This window comes from Bradyrhizobium sp. 45, from assembly GCF_023073155.1.
Taxonomy (GTDB): domain Bacteria; phylum Pseudomonadota; class Alphaproteobacteria; order Rhizobiales; family Xanthobacteraceae; genus Bradyrhizobium; species Bradyrhizobium canariense_D.
This window is the reverse complement of record NZ_JADPIX010000143.1, coordinates 241,102-257,807: the sequence shown is the minus strand read 5'-3', so window position 1 is coordinate 257,807 and position 16,706 is coordinate 241,102. Positions and strand designations below refer to the sequence as shown.

At 63.7% G+C, this 16,706-nt stretch carries 14 protein-coding genes; 8 read left to right on the top strand and 6 right to left on the bottom strand.

Features of this window, described 5'->3' with window-relative positions; genetic code table 11:
• Nucleotides 1–54: 54 nt before the first annotated feature.
• Nucleotides 55–1,227: a M20 aminoacylase family protein gene (locus IVB42_RS33700; RefSeq protein WP_085352241.1), complete on the bottom strand. Its 1,173-nt coding sequence runs from the start codon at nucleotides 1,225–1,227 to the stop codon at nucleotides 55–57.
• Between the two features lie 200 nt (nucleotides 1,228–1,427).
• On the opposite strand from IVB42_RS33700, the gene IVB42_RS33695 reads away from it, so the two are divergent.
• From IVB42_RS33695 to IVB42_RS33675, 5 genes are all read left to right on the top strand, one after another.
• Nucleotides 1,428–3,047, top strand: coding sequence for a GMC family oxidoreductase N-terminal domain-containing protein (locus IVB42_RS33695; RefSeq protein ID WP_247394003.1), 1,620 nt, complete (start codon nucleotides 1,428–1,430; stop codon nucleotides 3,045–3,047).
• Between the two features lie 187 nt (nucleotides 3,048–3,234).
• Nucleotides 3,235–4,179 (top strand): metallophosphoesterase, encoded by a 945-nt coding sequence (locus IVB42_RS33690; protein WP_247394004.1) that lies wholly within the window; start codon nucleotides 3,235–3,237, stop codon nucleotides 4,177–4,179.
• A 23-nt stretch (nucleotides 4,180–4,202) separates the two neighbouring features.
• On the top strand, nucleotides 4,203–4,538 hold the full coding sequence (locus tag IVB42_RS33685) for a cupredoxin family copper-binding protein (RefSeq protein WP_247394006.1): 336 nt from the start codon (nucleotides 4,203–4,205) through the stop codon (nucleotides 4,536–4,538).
• A 157-nt stretch (nucleotides 4,539–4,695) separates the two neighbouring features.
• Entirely contained in the window at nucleotides 4,696–5,244 is a 549-nt protein-coding gene (locus IVB42_RS33680; RefSeq protein WP_247394035.1) for a sigma-70 family RNA polymerase sigma factor, read from the top strand.
• Nucleotides 5,241–5,996 (top strand): anti-sigma factor, encoded by a 756-nt coding sequence (locus IVB42_RS33675; protein WP_247394054.1) that lies wholly within the window; start codon nucleotides 5,241–5,243, stop codon nucleotides 5,994–5,996. The genes IVB42_RS33680 and IVB42_RS33675 overlap by 4 nt, the downstream gene beginning before the upstream one ends.
• 15 nt (nucleotides 5,997–6,011) lie before the next feature.
• Here IVB42_RS33675 and IVB42_RS33670 read toward each other — a convergent pair whose 3' ends face one another.
• Together IVB42_RS33670 and hpnO are read right to left on the bottom strand one after the other, a co-directional pair.
• On the bottom strand, nucleotides 6,012–6,416 hold the full coding sequence (locus IVB42_RS33670; RefSeq protein ID WP_247394057.1) for a GFA family protein: 405 nt from the start codon (nucleotides 6,414–6,416) through the stop codon (nucleotides 6,012–6,014).
• Between the two features lie 115 nt (nucleotides 6,417–6,531).
• Nucleotides 6,532–7,923: an aminobacteriohopanetriol synthase HpnO gene (gene hpnO / locus IVB42_RS33665; RefSeq protein ID WP_026233264.1), complete on the bottom strand. Its 1,392-nt coding sequence runs from the start codon at nucleotides 7,921–7,923 to the stop codon at nucleotides 6,532–6,534.
• Between the two features lie 140 nt (nucleotides 7,924–8,063).
• Between hpnO and IVB42_RS33660 the strand changes: the two genes are divergently transcribed.
• Nucleotides 8,064–8,696, top strand: coding sequence for a DUF2147 domain-containing protein (locus tag IVB42_RS33660; RefSeq protein WP_247471879.1), 633 nt, complete (start codon nucleotides 8,064–8,066; stop codon nucleotides 8,694–8,696).
• On the opposite strand, the gene IVB42_RS33655 is transcribed toward IVB42_RS33660, so the two are convergent.
• Nucleotides 8,664–11,252, bottom strand: coding sequence for an MMPL family transporter (locus tag IVB42_RS33655; RefSeq protein WP_018456918.1), 2,589 nt, complete (start codon nucleotides 11,250–11,252; stop codon nucleotides 8,664–8,666). The genes IVB42_RS33660 and IVB42_RS33655 overlap by 33 nt on opposite strands.
• 461 nt (nucleotides 11,253–11,713) lie before the next feature.
• On the opposite strand from IVB42_RS33655, the gene ispH reads away from it, so the two are divergent.
• Nucleotides 11,714–12,640: a 4-hydroxy-3-methylbut-2-enyl diphosphate reductase gene (ispH, locus tag IVB42_RS33650; RefSeq protein WP_247471875.1), complete on the top strand. Its 927-nt coding sequence runs from the start codon at nucleotides 11,714–11,716 to the stop codon at nucleotides 12,638–12,640.
• A 35-nt stretch (nucleotides 12,641–12,675) separates the two neighbouring features.
• Nucleotides 12,676–13,836: an adenosyl-hopene transferase HpnH gene (gene hpnH, locus IVB42_RS33645; protein ID WP_007593619.1), complete on the top strand. Its 1,161-nt coding sequence runs from the start codon at nucleotides 12,676–12,678 to the stop codon at nucleotides 13,834–13,836.
• Between the two features lie 81 nt (nucleotides 13,837–13,917).
• On the opposite strand, the gene IVB42_RS33640 is transcribed toward hpnH, so the two are convergent.
• Nucleotides 13,918–14,667: a phosphorylase gene (locus IVB42_RS33640; protein ID WP_026233265.1), complete on the bottom strand. Its 750-nt coding sequence runs from the start codon at nucleotides 14,665–14,667 to the stop codon at nucleotides 13,918–13,920.
• Complete coding sequence (gene shc, locus IVB42_RS33635; RefSeq protein WP_085352236.1) at nucleotides 14,664–16,631, bottom strand: squalene--hopene cyclase; 1,968 nt, start codon at nucleotides 16,629–16,631, stop codon at nucleotides 14,664–14,666. The genes IVB42_RS33640 and shc overlap by 4 nt, the downstream gene beginning before the upstream one ends.
• Between the last annotated feature and the right edge of the window lie 75 nt (nucleotides 16,632–16,706).

Below are 16,706 nucleotides of genomic sequence, written 5' to 3'. Positions count from 1 at the left end.
TGCGATGCGCGGGCCCTTTTCGTTTGTGCTTTCGGCTTGATCTTGCGCTTGGCCTTACGATGCCGCGAGCGATTGCTCGACCAGCTTGACCCAGTACGACGTGCCGTAAACGATGGCCTCGTCGTCGAAATTGTAGGCGGGGTGATGCAGGCCGGCGCTGTCGCCGTTGCCGCAGAAGATGAAGGCGCCGGGGCGCGCCTCCAGCATATAGGCGAAATCCTCGCCACCCATCAGCGGCGACATCTCGAGCACATTGGCCTCGCCCGCAACTTGCCCGGCGATGCGACGCGCGATCTCGGTCTCCGCGGCGTGATTGTTCACCACGGGATAATTCCGCTTGTAGTGCAGATCGATCTTGGCGCCTGTGATCTGCGCCACGCCCGCCACAACCTCGTGGACGCGCTTCTCCACCAGCTTGCGCACCTCCGGCGACAGCGTGCGGATGGTGCCCCTCAGTGTCGCGGTTTGTGGAATCACGTTACGGGCATTGCCTGCGTGGAACTCGCAGATCGAAATCACGGCCGATTCCAGCGGATCGACGCTGCGCGCAACGATCGACTGCAGCGCCGTGATCACCTGTGCACCGACCAGAACGGAATCCACACATTTGTGCGGCCGCGCGGCATGGCCGCCGAGGCCCTCGATCATGATATCGACCTCATCGGTCGCCGCCATGATCGGACCCGGCCGGATCGCGAACGAGCCCACCGGAATGCCCGGACCGTTGTGCATGCCGTAGACCTGCTCGATGCCGAAGCGCTCCATCATGCCGTCCTTGACCATGGCCAAGCCACCCGCGCCGCCCTCCTCGGCCGGCTGGAAGATCACCACCGCATCGCCGGCGAAGTTGCGGGTCTCGGCGAGATAACGCGCAGCACCGAGCAGCATCGCGGTGTGGCCGTCATGGCCGCAGGCGTGCATCTTGCCGGGAGTCTTCGAAGCGTAAGGCAGGTTGGTCTGTTCCTCGACCGGCAGGGCATCCATGTCGGCACGCAGGCCGATGGCCTTGAGGCCCTCGCCGGCCGGCTTGCTGCCCTTGATCACGCCGACCACGCCGGTCTGGCCGATGCCCGTCACGACCTCATCGCAGCCGAATTCGCGCAGGCGGTCCGCGACGAATGCTGCGGTGCGGTGGACGTCGTAGAGCAGCTCCGGATGCTGGTGGATGTCCCGGCGCCAGGCCTGAATATCGGGTTGAAGGTCGGCGACGCGGTTCACGATGGGCATGGAGGGTCTCAAGCTTTGTTGAAAATGCAGGCCTGTCTACCATGCAAGCACCAGTCCACCCAACTGGCGGGGATCTGGGGTAGCTCTGTCCTCCCGTCATGGCCGGACTTGTCCCGGCCATCCACGTCTGACTATTAGAACGGAAAGTGCGTGGATGCCTGGGACAAGCCTGGGCATAATGCCTATTGGGTGGAAGCAGAATGCCAAGGCGGCTCGAAGGTGAGTTTGACTATATTGTCGTTGGGGCCGGCACGGCGGGCTGCATCGTCGCCAACCGGCTGTCGGCCAATTGCAGCAATCGCGTCCTCCTCCTCGAAGCCGGCGGCGACGACAACTGGATCTGGTTCCACATTCCCGTCGGCTATCTCTTCGCCATCGGCAATCCGCGCTCGGACTGGATGTTCAGGACCGAGGCCGAGCCCGGCCTGAACGGCCGCTCGCTCGCCTATCCCCGTGGCAAGGTGATCGGCGGCTCCTCGGCGATCAACGCCATGATCTCGATGCGTGGACAGGCCGCCGATTACGATCACTGGCGCCAGCTCGGCATGACCGGCTGGGGTTATGACGACGTGCTGCCGCTGTTCAAACGGCTCGAGGATCACTTCCTCGGCGCAAGCGAGCATCACGGCGCCGGCGGCGGCTGGCGCATCGAGGCGCCGCGGCTGTCCTGGGACATACTCGATGCCGTGGGCGATGCGGCCGAGGAGATGGGCATCAAGCGCATCCCGGATTTCAATACCGGCGACAACGAAGGCACCAGCTATTTCCACGTCAATCAGAAGCGCGGCCGGCGCTGGTCGTCGGCGCGCGGCTTTCTCAAGCCGGTATTGAACCGCCCGAACCTGCGGCTCGAAAAGCATGTGCTGGTCGATCGTCTGATCATCGAACAGGGCCGCGCCGTCGGGGTGCGCTTCATCCAGAACGGCGAGATCATCGAGGCGCGTGCGAAACGCGAGGTGGTCCTCTCGGCAGGCGCGATTGGCTCGGTACAGGTGCTGCATCGCTCCGGCATCGGACCTGCCGACTGGCTGTCGCCGCTCGGCATCGACATCGTGATGGACAAGCCCGGCGTCGGCCGCAATCTGCAGGATCATCTGCAGCAGCGCGCGATCTACAAGGTCGAAGGCGTGCGCACACTGAACGAGACCTATTACAACCTGGTTCGACGCGGCCTGATGGGCCTCGACTACGCCTTCCGCCGCCGCGGGCCGTTGACCATGGCGCCGTCGCAGCTCGGCATCTTCACCCGCTCCGATGCGACGCGCGCACGCGCCAACATCCAGTTCCACGTGCAACCGCTGTCGCTCGACAAGTTCGGCGATCCCCTGCACCGCTTTCCCGCGATCACGGTGAGCGCCTGCAATCTCCAGCCGACATCGCGTGGCACCGTACGTCTGCGTTCGGCGGCGCCGGACGAGAAGCCCATCATCGCGCCGAATTATCTTTCAACGGACGACGACCGTCAGGTCGGCGCCGATGCCATCCGCACCACCCGCCGCCTGATGCAGCAGAAGGCCTTGGCAAAATACCGCCCAAGCGAATATCTGCCCGGCCCCGCCGTCGGCGACGACGATGCCTCTCTTGCCAAGGCCGCCGGCGACATCGGCACCACCATCTTCCATCCCGTCGGTACCGCGAAGATGGGCGCAGCAAATGATCCGATGGCGGTGGTCGACGAACGCCTGCGCTTCTACGGTCTCGGCAGCCTTCGCATTGTCGATGCCTCGATCATGCCGACCATCACGTCTGGCAACACCAACACGCCGACCGCGATGATCGCCGAGAAAGGCGCGACGATGATTTTGGAGGATGCAAAGTGAATGCGTAGCTTTGATCGGGCGTAGCGAAATCCAGGGAGTATCGTAAGTCTGGTCCCGTGTTCCGCTACGCTCCATACGGGCTACGCGTCCAACCACCTCACGAAAACGTCATCGCGTCCGGGAATAAGTCCCCTCCTCTCCCAATCACATCTCCGAAGCCCAATTCCGGGCGGAGTGGAGCTGCGCGATGAGCGGACACGATCACGGTGAGGACGGCTTAAGCCGCCGCAAGGTGTTGGAATGTATGACCTGGGCGGGCACCGGGGTGCTCTGGACCGTCACCGGTGGCGTCCCGCGCTCGCTCGGCATCATCGATTCCGCGCAGGCTGCGACCGCGGCGGCGCCCGGAATGACCTTCCTCCAGATCAGCGACAGCCATGTCGGCTTCGACAAGCCGGCCAATCCCAACGCGCTCGGCACGCTGGAGGAAGCCGTCAACAAGATCAACGCGATGCCGGTCAAGCCGTCGTTCATGATCCACACTGGCGACATCACGCATCTCTCCAAGGCCGCCGAGTTCGACAATGCCGATCGCATCATCTCGCAGAGCAAGCTCGACGTGCACTACGTGCCCGGCGAGCATGATTTCCTCGACGAGGAGGTGAAGTTTTATCGCGAGCGCTACGGCCGCGGTACCAAGGGCGCAGGCTGGTATTCGTTCGACGCCGGCGGCGTGCACTTCATCGGCCTCGTCAATGTCGTCGACCTCAAGGCCGGCGGCCTCGGCAATCTCGGTGCCGAGCAGCTCGCCTGGCTCGAGGACGATCTGCGCGGCAAGTCGAAATCGACGCCGATCGTGCTGTTCGCCCACATTCCGCTCTGGACCGTCTACCCCGAATGGGGCTGGGGCACCGAGGACGGTGCTCGCGCGCTGGACCAGGTAAAAGGCTTTGGTTCGGTCACCGTGCTGAACGGCCATATTCACCAGGTGATGCAGAAGGTCGAGGGCAACGTCACCTTCCACACCGCACGCTCGACCGCCTTCCCGCAGCCGACGCCGGGAGCTGCCCCCTCGCCTGGACCGATGAAGGTCGAGGACGCAAAGCTCCGCGCGATGCTTGGCGTTGCCAGCATCAACTTCAAGCAGAACGAGCAGCGGCTCGCGATCATCGACACGCCGCTCCAGGGTTGATGCAAGGCTAACGGAAGCTGACAATGAAGATTCTCAATCGCCGCGACCTCGGTGTCGCCTTCGGTCTCGCTCTGGCCGCGGCCATGCTATTACCCGTCACAACCGCCCGTGCCGAGGACATGGAGGTGCATATCGACAACTTCGTCTTCCAGCCGGCCGAGCTCAGGATCAAGGTCGGCACCACCGTGACCTGGACCAACCGGGACGACATCCCCCACACCGTGGTGTCGGCCGGCAAATTCAGGTCCAAGACCCTGGACACTGACGACAAGTTCTCGTTCACCTTCACCAATGCGGGCGACTACAAATATTTTTGTTCTCTGCACCCGCACATGACGGGGATGATCAAGGTTGAGTAACACCTCGAACCAAGGCATCAACGTCTTGCCCGGCCGGTGGTCCCACACCGGCCGGGCCCGTGTGCCTTCGGTCACACTCAGGGACGAAACGAATAGGGACGAGACGATCAGCGACGAAACCAAGCAACGAGCAGAACAAGAGGCAAAGCGAGGAGCGATGCCCGCCAACGACGATTTGCAGAAGGCGCAACGCTTCCGCGAGGCGGCGCTGCCCCATCTCGACGACGTCTACACGCTCGCGCGCTATCTCTTGCGTGACCCCTCCGATGCCGAGGACGCGGTGCAGGAGTGCTATCTGCGCGCGCTGAAGCATTTCGACAGCTATCGTGGGCCGGCGATAAAGCCTTGGCTATTCGCGATCCTGCGTAACGTCTGCAATGCCGAATATGCACGGCGCGCACACAGGCACACCGCGATCGAGGATACGCCCGGCGCTGCCGAGCAGACGCCGATCTGGCAGGAGACCGAGGCCAGCCCCGAAACCGAAGTGCTGCGCAGCCGCGATGCGAGCGCGATCCGCAAGCTGATCGACGCGCTCGCCGAGCCGTTCAAGGAAACGTTCGTGCTGCGGGAGATCAACAACCTGTCCTATCGTGAAATCGCCGAGGCCGCTGGCGTGCCCGTCGGCACTGTGATGTCCCGCCTCGCCCGCGCCCGCGCCATGCTGCGCGCGGGCTGGACGGCGGATGAGGAGCAAGCAAGATGACCTGCGACGAAGCAAGAATCCTGCTTCACGCGCTGCTCGACAACGAGCTCGATGCCGGCCACGCGCGCGAGGTCGAAGCCCATATCGCCGGCTGCCCGGCCTGCGCTGCGGAGTTCGCCGCGCAGCGCGAGATGCAGCGTGTGCTCGCAGACGCCGATTTGCGCTACACCGCACCGGCGAGCCTGCGTGCGCGTATCGAGGCCTCGCTGCCGCAGCCGCAGCATCAACAGCCGAGCCGCCGCTCCGTGCTGCGCGGCTTTGCGATGGGCTCGGCAGTCTCCGCGCTCGCCGCCTCCGGCGTCGCCGCATTGGTGCTGCGCCAGGACGACCAGCAGCGCATCCTGTCGGAGGTCGTCTCCGCGCATCTTCGCTCGCTCCAGGCCGGCCACCTCATCGACGTGGTCTCGACCGACCAGCACACGGTGAAGCCGTGGTTCAACGGCAAGCTCGACGTCGCTCCGCCCGTCGTCGACCTCACCGCGCAAGGGTTTACGCTGGTCGGCGGCAGGCTCGACTATATCGACGCACGTGCGATCGGTGCGGTCGTCTACAAGCGCCGGCAGCACGTGGTCAATTTGTTCGTGTCGCAGACATCGAACGCGGAATACCGCGCACCCAAGACCGAAGCCATGCAGGGCTTCAACTGCCGGCGCTGGGGCAATCGCGGCCTGAACTTCTGGGCCGTCAGCGATCTCGGCGCAGACGAGCTTGCCGAATTCGTCGACAAGTTCGAGGCGGCGATGAACGGTTAGCCTCTGCGCATGCCGTCATTCGAGCGGAGGAAATCGTTCGAAGACGGGCAGTTCGTGAGCCCGCTCCATCCAGCCAATCCGCTCGGCGACCTGAATGTGCATCGTCGCCGGCATGGCATCGGGGTCATCATAGGTGCCGCTCTGGATATCGATGATATCGGGCATCAGGTTTTCATTGATGTAGAACAGCCCCGTGCCGCAATCGGCACAGAAGTGACGTCGTCCATGTTCGGATGATTGATAGATCTTCGGCTGACCGCGCACGACTTTGACCGCCTTGAGCGAATACATCGCCCAGCCAACCATCGGTGCCCCGGAGTGACGGCGGCAATCCGCGCAATGGCAGAGCGCATGCACCATCATGTCGCCGTTCACTTCATAACGGATCGCGCCGCAATGACAGCCGCCAGTCAAAGGCATCGCCGACTCCTCTCCCGGTCAGGTCAATGCCGGAAAATAAGCGTCGATTTGGAATTTCGGGAGACGGACTGCTTCAGCAGGTCGCACGTCGCGACATCAGGCCGCAGCAGAGGCCTTACGCAGACCTTCGCACCGCATTGTCCACCAGCGTCTTGCCGAGCGACCAGATCGCGCCGGGAACCTTGTGGCTGCCGGCGATGACGTCGTCGAACGCACGCTCGATCCAGCCGCAATCTTCCTCGGTGATGGTGAGCGGCGGCAACAGCTTGATGGTGTGGCTGCCATGGCCGGCGACTTGCGTGAGGATCTTGTGGTCCTTGAACAGCGGCACGGTGATGAGCTGGCAGAACAGGCCCTTATTGGCCGCCTCCAGCACGTTCCAGGACGCCCGCAGCCGCAGCGATTTCGGCGGGCCGAACTCGACGCCGATCATCAGGCCCTTGCCGCGGACTTCCTTCAACAGCTCGTAGCCGGGCACCATACGCGTGAGCGCGAGGCGCAGCTCGGCACCGCGCTTGGCGGCGGACTCGATCAGTTTCTCGGACTCCATGATGTCAAGCGTGGCAATGCCGGCGGCCATCGCCAGGTCGTTCTTGGAGAAAGTTGAGCCGTGCACGACGGCGCGGTCCATCTGGTTGAAGATCTTGTCGAAGATGCTCTTGCGCGTCAGCACCGCGCCGACCGGCACGTGGCCGCCGGACAGCGACTTGGACAGCAGCACCATGTCGGGCTCGACGTTCCAGTGCTCGACCGCAAGGAAGCGGCCGGTGCGGCCCATGCCGGTCTGGATCTCGTCGGCGACGAACAGCGTGCCGTATTTCTTGCAGAGCGCAGCTGCACCCGGCAGGAACTCGTCGGTGGGCATGTTGACGCCCTTGCCCTGGATTGGCTCGACGACGAAGGCCGCCACCTCGCGCGAGGCCAGCGCTTTTTCGAGCGCGGCGAGATCGTTGAACGGGATCGAAGTGCATCCCGGCAGCAGCGGCTCGAAGCCGGTGCGGAAGTTCGAATCACCGGTCAGCGACAGCGCGCCATAGGTCAGGCCGTGATAGCCGTGGGCACAATAGACGATCCCCGGACGACCGGTGGCGCCGCGGGCGAACTTGATCGCCGCTTCGACGCATTCGGCGCCGGAATTGGCGAAGAACGCCTTATCAAGATAGGGGACGTATTTCAGGAGCCGCTCGGCGAGCACGCCGGCGAGCACCGAGACGTCGAACTGGACGAGGTTGGGCAGGTCGGCATCGAGCACGCTCTTGAGCGCCTCACGCATGACAGGATGATTGCGCCCGATCGCAAACACGCCAAAACCGGACAAGAGGTCGAGATAGCGGGCCCCGTCGCGGTCGTAGAGATACTGTCCCTGCCCCTTCTGGAAGCCGACATCGTAGCCGATGGTCTTCAGAACCCGAACGAACTGCTCGTTCAGATGCCGATTATGCAGGGCGCTGCGCTGGGCCTGGCGGTCCGCGAACAGCTGAGACATGTCTGGATTTGGGCTGTGCATCCGCTACATACTTCGGTTGAGGGCCGTCTCGTCAACTGAAAACGGAACGTCGCTGAAACGGTCTGTGCGGCCTTTTGCCCTTTTTCGGACCATCTTCGCAAGCAGAGCTTTAGACCATGTTGCACTGCCAAGGAACTATCATGCGTTTAGCCCTTTACACCGGACTAATACCGGCTGGCGGTTACACCTGCCTGAACCCGGCGCTCGCGGCCGATCCGACCGGCGACTGGCGGGTTGCCGACGGCGTCGCCAACATTCGTGTCGCCCAATGCAATGGCAGCATGTGGGGCGCGGTTTCCTGGGAAAAACAGCCCGGGGGCCGCGACGAGAACAATCCGGACGCGTCGAAAAAGACCCGGCTCACGCTGGGCATGGCGACCCTGATCGACATGAAGAAAAAGCCCGGCGCCGATCAATGGGAAGGTCAGGTCTACAATGCCAAGGACGGCCAGCTCTACAGCGCAACCATCACGCCGGTTGGCACCGACCAGCTCGAGATCAAGGGCTGCGTGATGGGGTTCCTGTGCGGTGGCGAGACCTGGACCCGGGTCAGCCCCCCGATTCCCTTGAGCTCCGCCAACGCCATGGCCAAGGGCGCGCCGAAGCCCACCGGCGCGGCGCCGAAAGCCCCGGGAACGACCGGCGCTACGGTGGCGCAGCCTGCGCCCGCAGCCCCGAAGGCCGCCGGCACCGCCAAACCCGGTCAGAAGGGCGCCGCCGACCAGGTCGGCGACATCTGCCTACTCCCTGAGATTGCGGGGTTTGCCCATTAGGGCAGGCTGAAACAGCAGCACGGCGGCGAGCGTCGTCACCAGCGACAACGCCAGCAGCTTGCCCATGCTGGACGTGCCGGGATGGCTCGACAGCCAAAGGCTGCCGAACGCGGTGGCCGTTGTCAGCGCGCTGAAAAAGATCGCGCGCGTCAGGCTGGTCTGGAGCAGGTTTGTCCTGCCCGAGCGCCAGGCCACGACATAGTAGATCTTGAAGGCCACGCCGACGCCGAGCAGCAGCGGGAACGCGACGATATTGGCGAAGTTGAGCGGCAAGCCGATCAGCACGCAGATCTCGAGCGTGACCGCGCCTGCCACCAACAGCGGCACCAGCGTCATCAACACGTCGACGAACCGGCGCAGCGTGATCCACAGCAACAGGCCGATCACCAGCAGCGCATAGATTCCGGCATGGATGAACGCCTTCACCACGGTGTCGCCGGATTTCAGGATCGAGACCGGACCGCCGATCGCGGTCGGCTCGGCAACGAGCACCGCCGCCGCAAATTTGCGTAGCGTGTCGTTGTCGTTGGGATCACCCTTCGGCAGCGCCTCGACGCGGATGATACCGTCCTTGCTCTTCCAGGCGCTGACGAGATCTGCCGGCAATGACTTCAGGGTGACCGGCTCGGCCTGCAACGCGTTCCGGAGCTGGTCGAACACGATCTTCATCGGCGCGACGAACACGTCCTGCGCCTTGTTCCGTGTGGCTTCATCGGCATTGGCGAGCTTTTCCAGCGCATCCGCGAGCCGACGCGAGGCAACCGCACCCGGGCCCTTCGCATCGCCTGCGGTCCGGCGCAGATTGTCGACCGACGATTTCAGCGCATCGACGTTTTCCTTGTCCGACGGCGCGGCGTCGATCTGGTCGGGATTGAGCGCGGGGTTCAGCACCTTGGCGCCCTGCGCGAGCAGCTTCAGCTTCGGCGGCTGGTCTTCAGGAACGAAGCTGTTGAGCGACATCACCCGCAACACCTCCGGCACCTTCTCCAGCTTCGCCTCCACCTGCCTTGCCTGCTCTTCCGACGTGGTCATCACGTTGATGGCATTGGCGCCCGTGTTGGGATCCTTGCGCAAGTCGAGGAAGGTCGCGATCGACTCTGCCTTCGGGTTGCGCAGATTCATCGGGTTGAAGTCGAACTTCATGAAATAGAGCAGCGGCAGGCCGGCGACCGCCAGAAACATGGTGCCACCGACGACCAGCACGCGGTGCTTCTCCAGGAAGTGATCGAGCGGCGCCAGGAAGGCATAGCCGACCGGCTCTTTCTCACCGGGCGGGTTCAACAGCTTCAGCATCGCCGGGAGCACGGTGATGCTAGTGAGGAACGCGACCAGCATGCCGACGCCGGCGATCTGGCCGAGTTCGGCGATACCCTTGTAGTCCGTGGGGATGAAGCAGAGGAAGCCAGCCGCGGTCGCCATTGCCGCCAGCGACAACGGAATTGCCGAGCGCTTGGCGGCCAGGATCAGCGCACCCGAGAGATCGTTGTGCTTGTAGCGCTCGGAGCGATAGCGGACGCTGTACTGGATGCCGAAATCGACGCCGAGGCCGACGAACAGCACGGCGAATGCGATCGACAGCAAATTGAGCGAGCCCACCATCATCAGGCCGGCGGCGGTGGTCAGCGCAAGACCGACGAAGAGATTGACGAACACCGCGAAGATGATCTTCGCCGAATGCAGCGCCAGCCACAGGATGAGCAGCACGACGAGGACCGTGCCGATGCCATTGACGACGGCGCCTTCCTGGACGGTTGCATATTCCTCGTTGGCGATCGGGACCGGCCCGGTCAGCCGGACTCGCGCCTGATATTTGGTGGCAAAATCCAGATCGGCTGCGGCCTTGCGGATCGCGTCGGTTGCGCCCTTGCCGGGCTCAAGCGCGTTGTAGTCGAGGATCGGCTTGAACTCGATGAAGGCGCGCTTGTCCGAATCCGTCAGCGGCTCGTCACTGACGAGCTGGCGCCAGGAGAACGTCGCATTGCCCTTGTTGAGCACGGTCTCGACCGTTTGCGCGATCTGGTTGAAGGGCCGTTCGGTGTTGTCGAGCTTGACCTGCCCGCGCTTGACGCCGGCAAGTCCCGTCTCGAGCGCGCCGGTCAGGCCGCGGATCGAGGGATCGCCCGCCATGATCTCGATCAGGGGTGCTGCGGATTCGAACTGGCCGGTGACCTTGGCAACTTCCTCTGTCGGCAGGAACAACAGACCATTCTTCTCGAAGAACTCGCCGGTGCCGAGCTGCTGCATCGACTGGAATTCGGTCTTGTTGTCCTTCAGCTTGGCATAGAGCGCGTCCGACGCCGCGGTCGCCATCTCCGGCGTCTTGGCTTCGACCACCGCCGTAATCGTCGCATCGCGGTCGAAGGCGCGATCGAACTGCTGGTCGCGTTGGCGCCAGTCCAGATTTTGGGCAATCAGCGAGTTGATGTCGGTGTTGATGGCGAAATGCTGGGACGTGTAATAGCCCGCCCCCACCGCCAGCAGGAGCCCGAGAACGACGACGAGGGAGGCAAACCGGGTGCAGGCCCTGACGATGGCAACGACGACGCTTTGCAGCACTACTTTTCTTTCTGCGGTTAACAGCTTGCCGGAAACGCCCGCTGTTTAACGGAGTTCCCGGCCGAAACCTATTGCTGTTTTGAGTGGTTATCGCCGTCAGAAGCTTCGAGGTAAACGGCGGAAGACCATGGCATAATCATGCGGGCCATCGGTATAGCCGAGGAGTTGAGGCGGGAAAGTGACGAAGTGTGCGCACAAATGTCGCCACGTTGCTGCCACGGGCACCCTCTACTATAATACCGCGAAACTGATCCGGCAGGGAACCAAAGTTCATTCCACCTTTCCTTACTGCCGATTTTTTGACACAAAGTACTGCACCTCCATGCACCGGGGCCCCGGCAGGGGTGGGCGGCTACCGCGTGCGCCGAACCGATGGTGCGGATATTGCAACTCATTGGTTCGTATCGGGGTGTCCCCTGAACTTGAGAGCGGATTGGTGCAACTTGCGTGATGGCCGTCCAATGGAAGTTTATCTGGCGCAACCGCGCGGCTTTTGCGCGGGGGTAGTGCGTGCGATCGAGATCGTGGAACGGGCGCTGGAGAAGTACGGCCCGCCTGTCTACGTGCGCCATGAGATCGTGCACAACAAGTACGTCGTCGAGAGCCTGAAGAACAAGGGCGCGATCTTCGTCGAGGAACTGTCGGAGGTGCCGCCGAAGGCGGTGACGGTCTTCAGCGCTCATGGCGTCGCCCGCAGCGTCGAGGAAGAAGCGGCCGCGCGCGACCTTCCGGTGCTCAATGCCACCTGCCCCTTGGTCACGAAAGTTCACAATCAGGGGAAGCGCTACATCGCCAGGGGCCGCACCCTGATCCTGATCGGCCATGCCGGCCACCCCGAGGTCGAGGGTACGATGGGCCAGGTTCGCGCCCCCGTACTGCTGGTCCAAAGCGTTGAAGAGGTTAAGGCCCTTGAGCTGCCGGCGGATACGCCAGTGGCCTATATCACCCAGACCACCCTGTCGGTGGATGACACAAAGGACATCATTTCGGCCCTGCAGGCCCGCTTTACAGATATTCAAGGCCCGGATATCCGGGATATCTGCTATGCGACACAGAACCGCCAATCTGCGGTAAGGGACTTGAGCAAGCTGGTCGACGTGATCTTGGTGGTGGGCGCTGCCAATAGCTCGAATTCGAACCGGCTCCGCGAAATCGGCACTGAGGCCGGTGTCGCGAGTTATCTGATTGCCGACGGCAGCGCGCTCAATCCGGAGTGGTTGAAAGATGCCAGAACCGTCGGTGTCACGGCTGGCGCTTCGGCGCCCGAGGTACTCGTGGATGACGTGATCGAAGCAATGCGGCGGATCGGACCGGTCAAGGTCTCGGTGCTCCCGGGCCGCGAGGAAAACATCGAATTCCGGCTTCCGGCCGAACTGGCTGCGAGCTGACCCACCCGAATTTCAAGCCCAGAAAGAAACTTGTAATGGCTATCCCCTTCTTCAAGGAAATGCGTATCGGCGGCTATTTGATCAAGCAGAAGCTGCTTGGCCGCAAGCGCTATCCGCTCGTGCTGATGCTGGAACCGCTGTTTCGCTGCAACCTCGCCTGCGTCGGCTGCGGCAAGATCGATTATCCGGATGCGATCCTCAACCGCCGCATGACGGCGCAGGAGTGCTGGGACGCGGCCGACGAGTGCGGTGCGCCTATGGTCGCCATTCCCGGCGGCGAGCCGCTGATCCACAAGGAGATCGGCGAGATCGTGCGCGGCCTCGTCGCGCGCAAGAAGTTCGTCTCGCTCTGCACCAACGCGCTGTTGCTCGAGAAGAAGCTCGATCTGTTCGAGCCCTCGCCCTACCTGTTCTTCTCCGTGCATCTCGACGGCCTGAAGGAGCACCACGACAAGGCCGTGTCGCAGAAGGGCGTGTTCGACCGCGCCGTCTCCGCGATCAAGGCGGCCAAGGCCCGCGGCTTCACCGTCAACGTCAACGCCACCATCTTCGACGGCCACCCGGCCGAAGAGATCGCCAAATTCCTCGACCTGACCGTCGAGCTCGGCGTCGGCGTCTCGATGTCGCCGGGCTACGCCTATGAGCGCGCGCCGGACCAGGAGCACTTCCTCAACCGCACCAAGACCAAGAAGCTGTTCCGCGACGTCTTTGCGATGGGCAAGGGCAAGAAGTGGAATTTCATGCATTCCGGCCTGTTCCTGGACTTCCTCGCCGGCAACCAGGAATACGAGTGCACGCCCTGGGGCATGCCCGCGCGCAACATCTTCGGCTGGCAGAAGCCCTGCTATTTGCTCGGTGAAGGCTATGCAAAAACCTTCAAGGAGCTGATGGACACCACCGACTGGGAGACCTACGGCACCGGCAAGTACGAGAAGTGCGCCGACTGTATGGCCCATTGCGGCTACGAGCCGACGGCGGCGACCGCCGCCATCAACAACCCGCTGAAGGCGATGTGGGTGTCGCTGCGCGGCATCAGGACCACGGGTCCGATGGCGCCGGAGATCGACATGTCCAAGCAGCGTCCTGCGCAGTACATCTTCTCCGCGGAAGTGCAGAAGCGCCTGTCGGAGATCCGCAAGGACGAGGCCGCCGCCGCACAGGAGAAGGCCGCACGGAAGGCGTCGACCGCCGCGTAAGCGCGCTAGTCCCACCAACAAGAAAAGGCCCGATCGCCAATGGCGACCGGGCCTTTTGTTTTTAGTGATCGCAGAACCCGCTCAGGCCGCCTCGGAGACCAGCGCCTCGCTGTCGACCAGTTCGGTGCCGATCAGGAAGTCGCGGCAGCCGCGCAGGCTGCGTAGCGCGCGGTTGAAGTCGAGGCCGGTCGAGACCAGTCCGTGCAGCGCAGTCGGGTTGCGCGCGATGCCGCGCAGCACGGCCAGCACGTCGATCTGGCCATTCGGCTTGATGGCGGCGCGGGCGAGCGCCGGCAGCGCGCGATGGGCGGGATCGCTGATGACGCGGACCGCGGCGAACGGCAAGCCGGCCTCGGCGGCGTAGGCCGCCGCGATGTGGCTTTCCATGTCGACGGCGGCCGCTCCCGTCTCCGAATGCAGCGCCGCCTTGCAGGAGCGCCCCGTGACCACTTCCTCGGCACCCGCGAGGCTGCCGCGCACAACGCGGCGGCGCCCCGACGTCAGGCGGTCGATGAGGTCGTCGCCGAGCGAGAGGCCAGCGGCCCAGCGGGTATCGCCCGCGAGCACCTCGGTCGCCAGCACGACGTCGCCGGAGCGCAGCGTCGGGTCGAGCCCGCCGGCCACGCCGAAGGAGATCACACCGCGAATCGTCTCGGGATCCAGCACCGTCAACAGCGCCCGCAACTGGGTGGGGCTGCTCGACGAACAGATGACCGCCATGCCAGGCCCGGCCGCGATGCGGGCCTCCTGAACCAGTCCAGTCACGATCAATATCGGCCGCGGATCAACGGTTTGACCCGCGGTAAGATAGTCCCCCGTCCCCAAAGTCACATTCCGACCCCTACCACCCTGCTGTTGGTGTTCCGCAAGTTCCGATACCGCGCCAACGCCCACAGCGGGAAGAACTTCGGATAACCATGGTACCGTAGATAGAATACACGGGGAAAGCCCGTGGCGGTGTACCGCTGTTCGTCCCACAGTCCTTTTTCGTTCTGTGTTGCAATCAGGTACTCCACCCCGCGGGCGACGGCCGGGTGATCAACCTCGCCAGCAGCCATCAAAGCAAGCAAGGCCCATGCCGTTTGCGAGGCGGTCGAGGGGGCGGCCTCCCAGCCCCGGTAGTCCAACCGGTAGCTGACGGCATCCTCGCCCCAGCCGCCGTCCTGGTTCTGGATCGAGGCCAGCCAGCCGGCGGCTTTCCGGATCATGGGATCGTCATGGCGGACGCCGGCCATGTTGAGGGCGCACAGCACCGACCAGGTTCCGTAGATGAAGTTCATGCCCCAGCGGCCGTACCAGGACCCTTCGGAGTGCTGGGTCTTGCGCAGGTAGGCGATCCCGTCCGCGACATGCTTGCTGGTCTCCGCGGTCTCGCCGAGCTGGGCCAGCATCGAGACGCAGCGGGCGGTGACGTCCTCGGTCGGTGGATCGAGCAGTGCGCCATGGTCCGAGAACGGGATGTTGTTCAGGTAATATTCGAGATTGTTGACGTCGAAGGCGGCCCAGCCGCCGTCGTTGCTCTGCATGCCCTCGATCCACTCCCGGGCACGGTCGATCGCGGCGTCATAGCCGGCCGCACCGTGCTCCCGGCGCATCCGGTCCATCGACATCACGACCACCGCGGTGTCGTCGAGATCGGGATAATGGGCATTGTTGTACTGGAAGGCCCAGCCGCCCGGGCGTACGTCGGGCCGCTTCACCGCCCAGTCGCCCTTCACCTCGAGCTCCTGCTTCGGGATCAGCCAGTCGAGACCCTGCTTGGCGGCCGGCACCGCCTTGTCGCCGCCGGCTTCGAGCAGCGCGTGGGCGGTCAGCGTCGTGTCCCACACCGGCGAGACGCAGGGCTGGCAATAGGCTTCGTCGTCCTTGATCACGAGCAGCTTGTCGATGCCCCGGCGCGTGATCGCGCGCGGCGGGAAGTTCTCGTCCTTGCCGAGCGCGTCGTACATCATGACGATGTTGGCCATCGGCGGATAGATCGCGCCCATGCCGTCCTCGCCGTTCAGCCGCTCCTCGGTGAAGGCGAGCGCCGCGTCGATGGCGCGTTTGCGCAGGCTCTTGGGAAACATCGGCTCGACCACGCGCAAAATGCCGTCGAGCGCGCGGAACAGCACGAACCAGGCCATGCTCTGGTGCGGCGCCTTGGCGGTCATGCCGATCGAGCGCGGATCCTGCAGGAACAGCTCGTCGATGCCGACGCCCTTGGGATTCTTCGCCCGTGGCTTCAGCGCGGCGATGACCATCAGCGGCACCATGGTGGTGCGCGCCCAGTAGGAGATCTTGTTGATGTGGAACGGCGACCAGAACGGCAGCAGCACGATCTCGATCGGCAGCACCGGTACCGCGCGCCAGGTCACGACGCCAAACATCGCAAGCATGAAGCGCGTGAAGACATTGCTGTGAATGGCGCCGCCGCGGGAATGGATCGCCTCGCGCGCACGCACCATGTGCGGCGCGTCGATGGAATCCCCGATCATCTTCAGCGCGAAATACGCCTTGACGCTGGCGCTCATGTCGAACTCGCCGTCATGCACCAGCGGCCAGCCGCCATGGGCGCCCTGCACGCGGCGAAGATAATTGGCGATCTTGGCTTCGAGCACGGCATCGACCGGCTCGGCGAGATAATGGCGCAGCAGGACGTATTCGGCCGGAATCGTGCAATCTGCCTCGAGCTCGAACACCCAATGGCCGTCGGGTTGCTGGAAGCCGAGGACGCCTTCGGTGGCCGACGCAATGCTCGATTCCAAGTTCCTGAATTCTTGGGCTTCGCGGCTGGTCGCGTTCACGGAATCCATCTCGCTCGATTGCTCCGATAGTCGATTGAATGGGCCGAAATTGACCGGGACAAATGCCCGTCAGGGCCGCCTGTC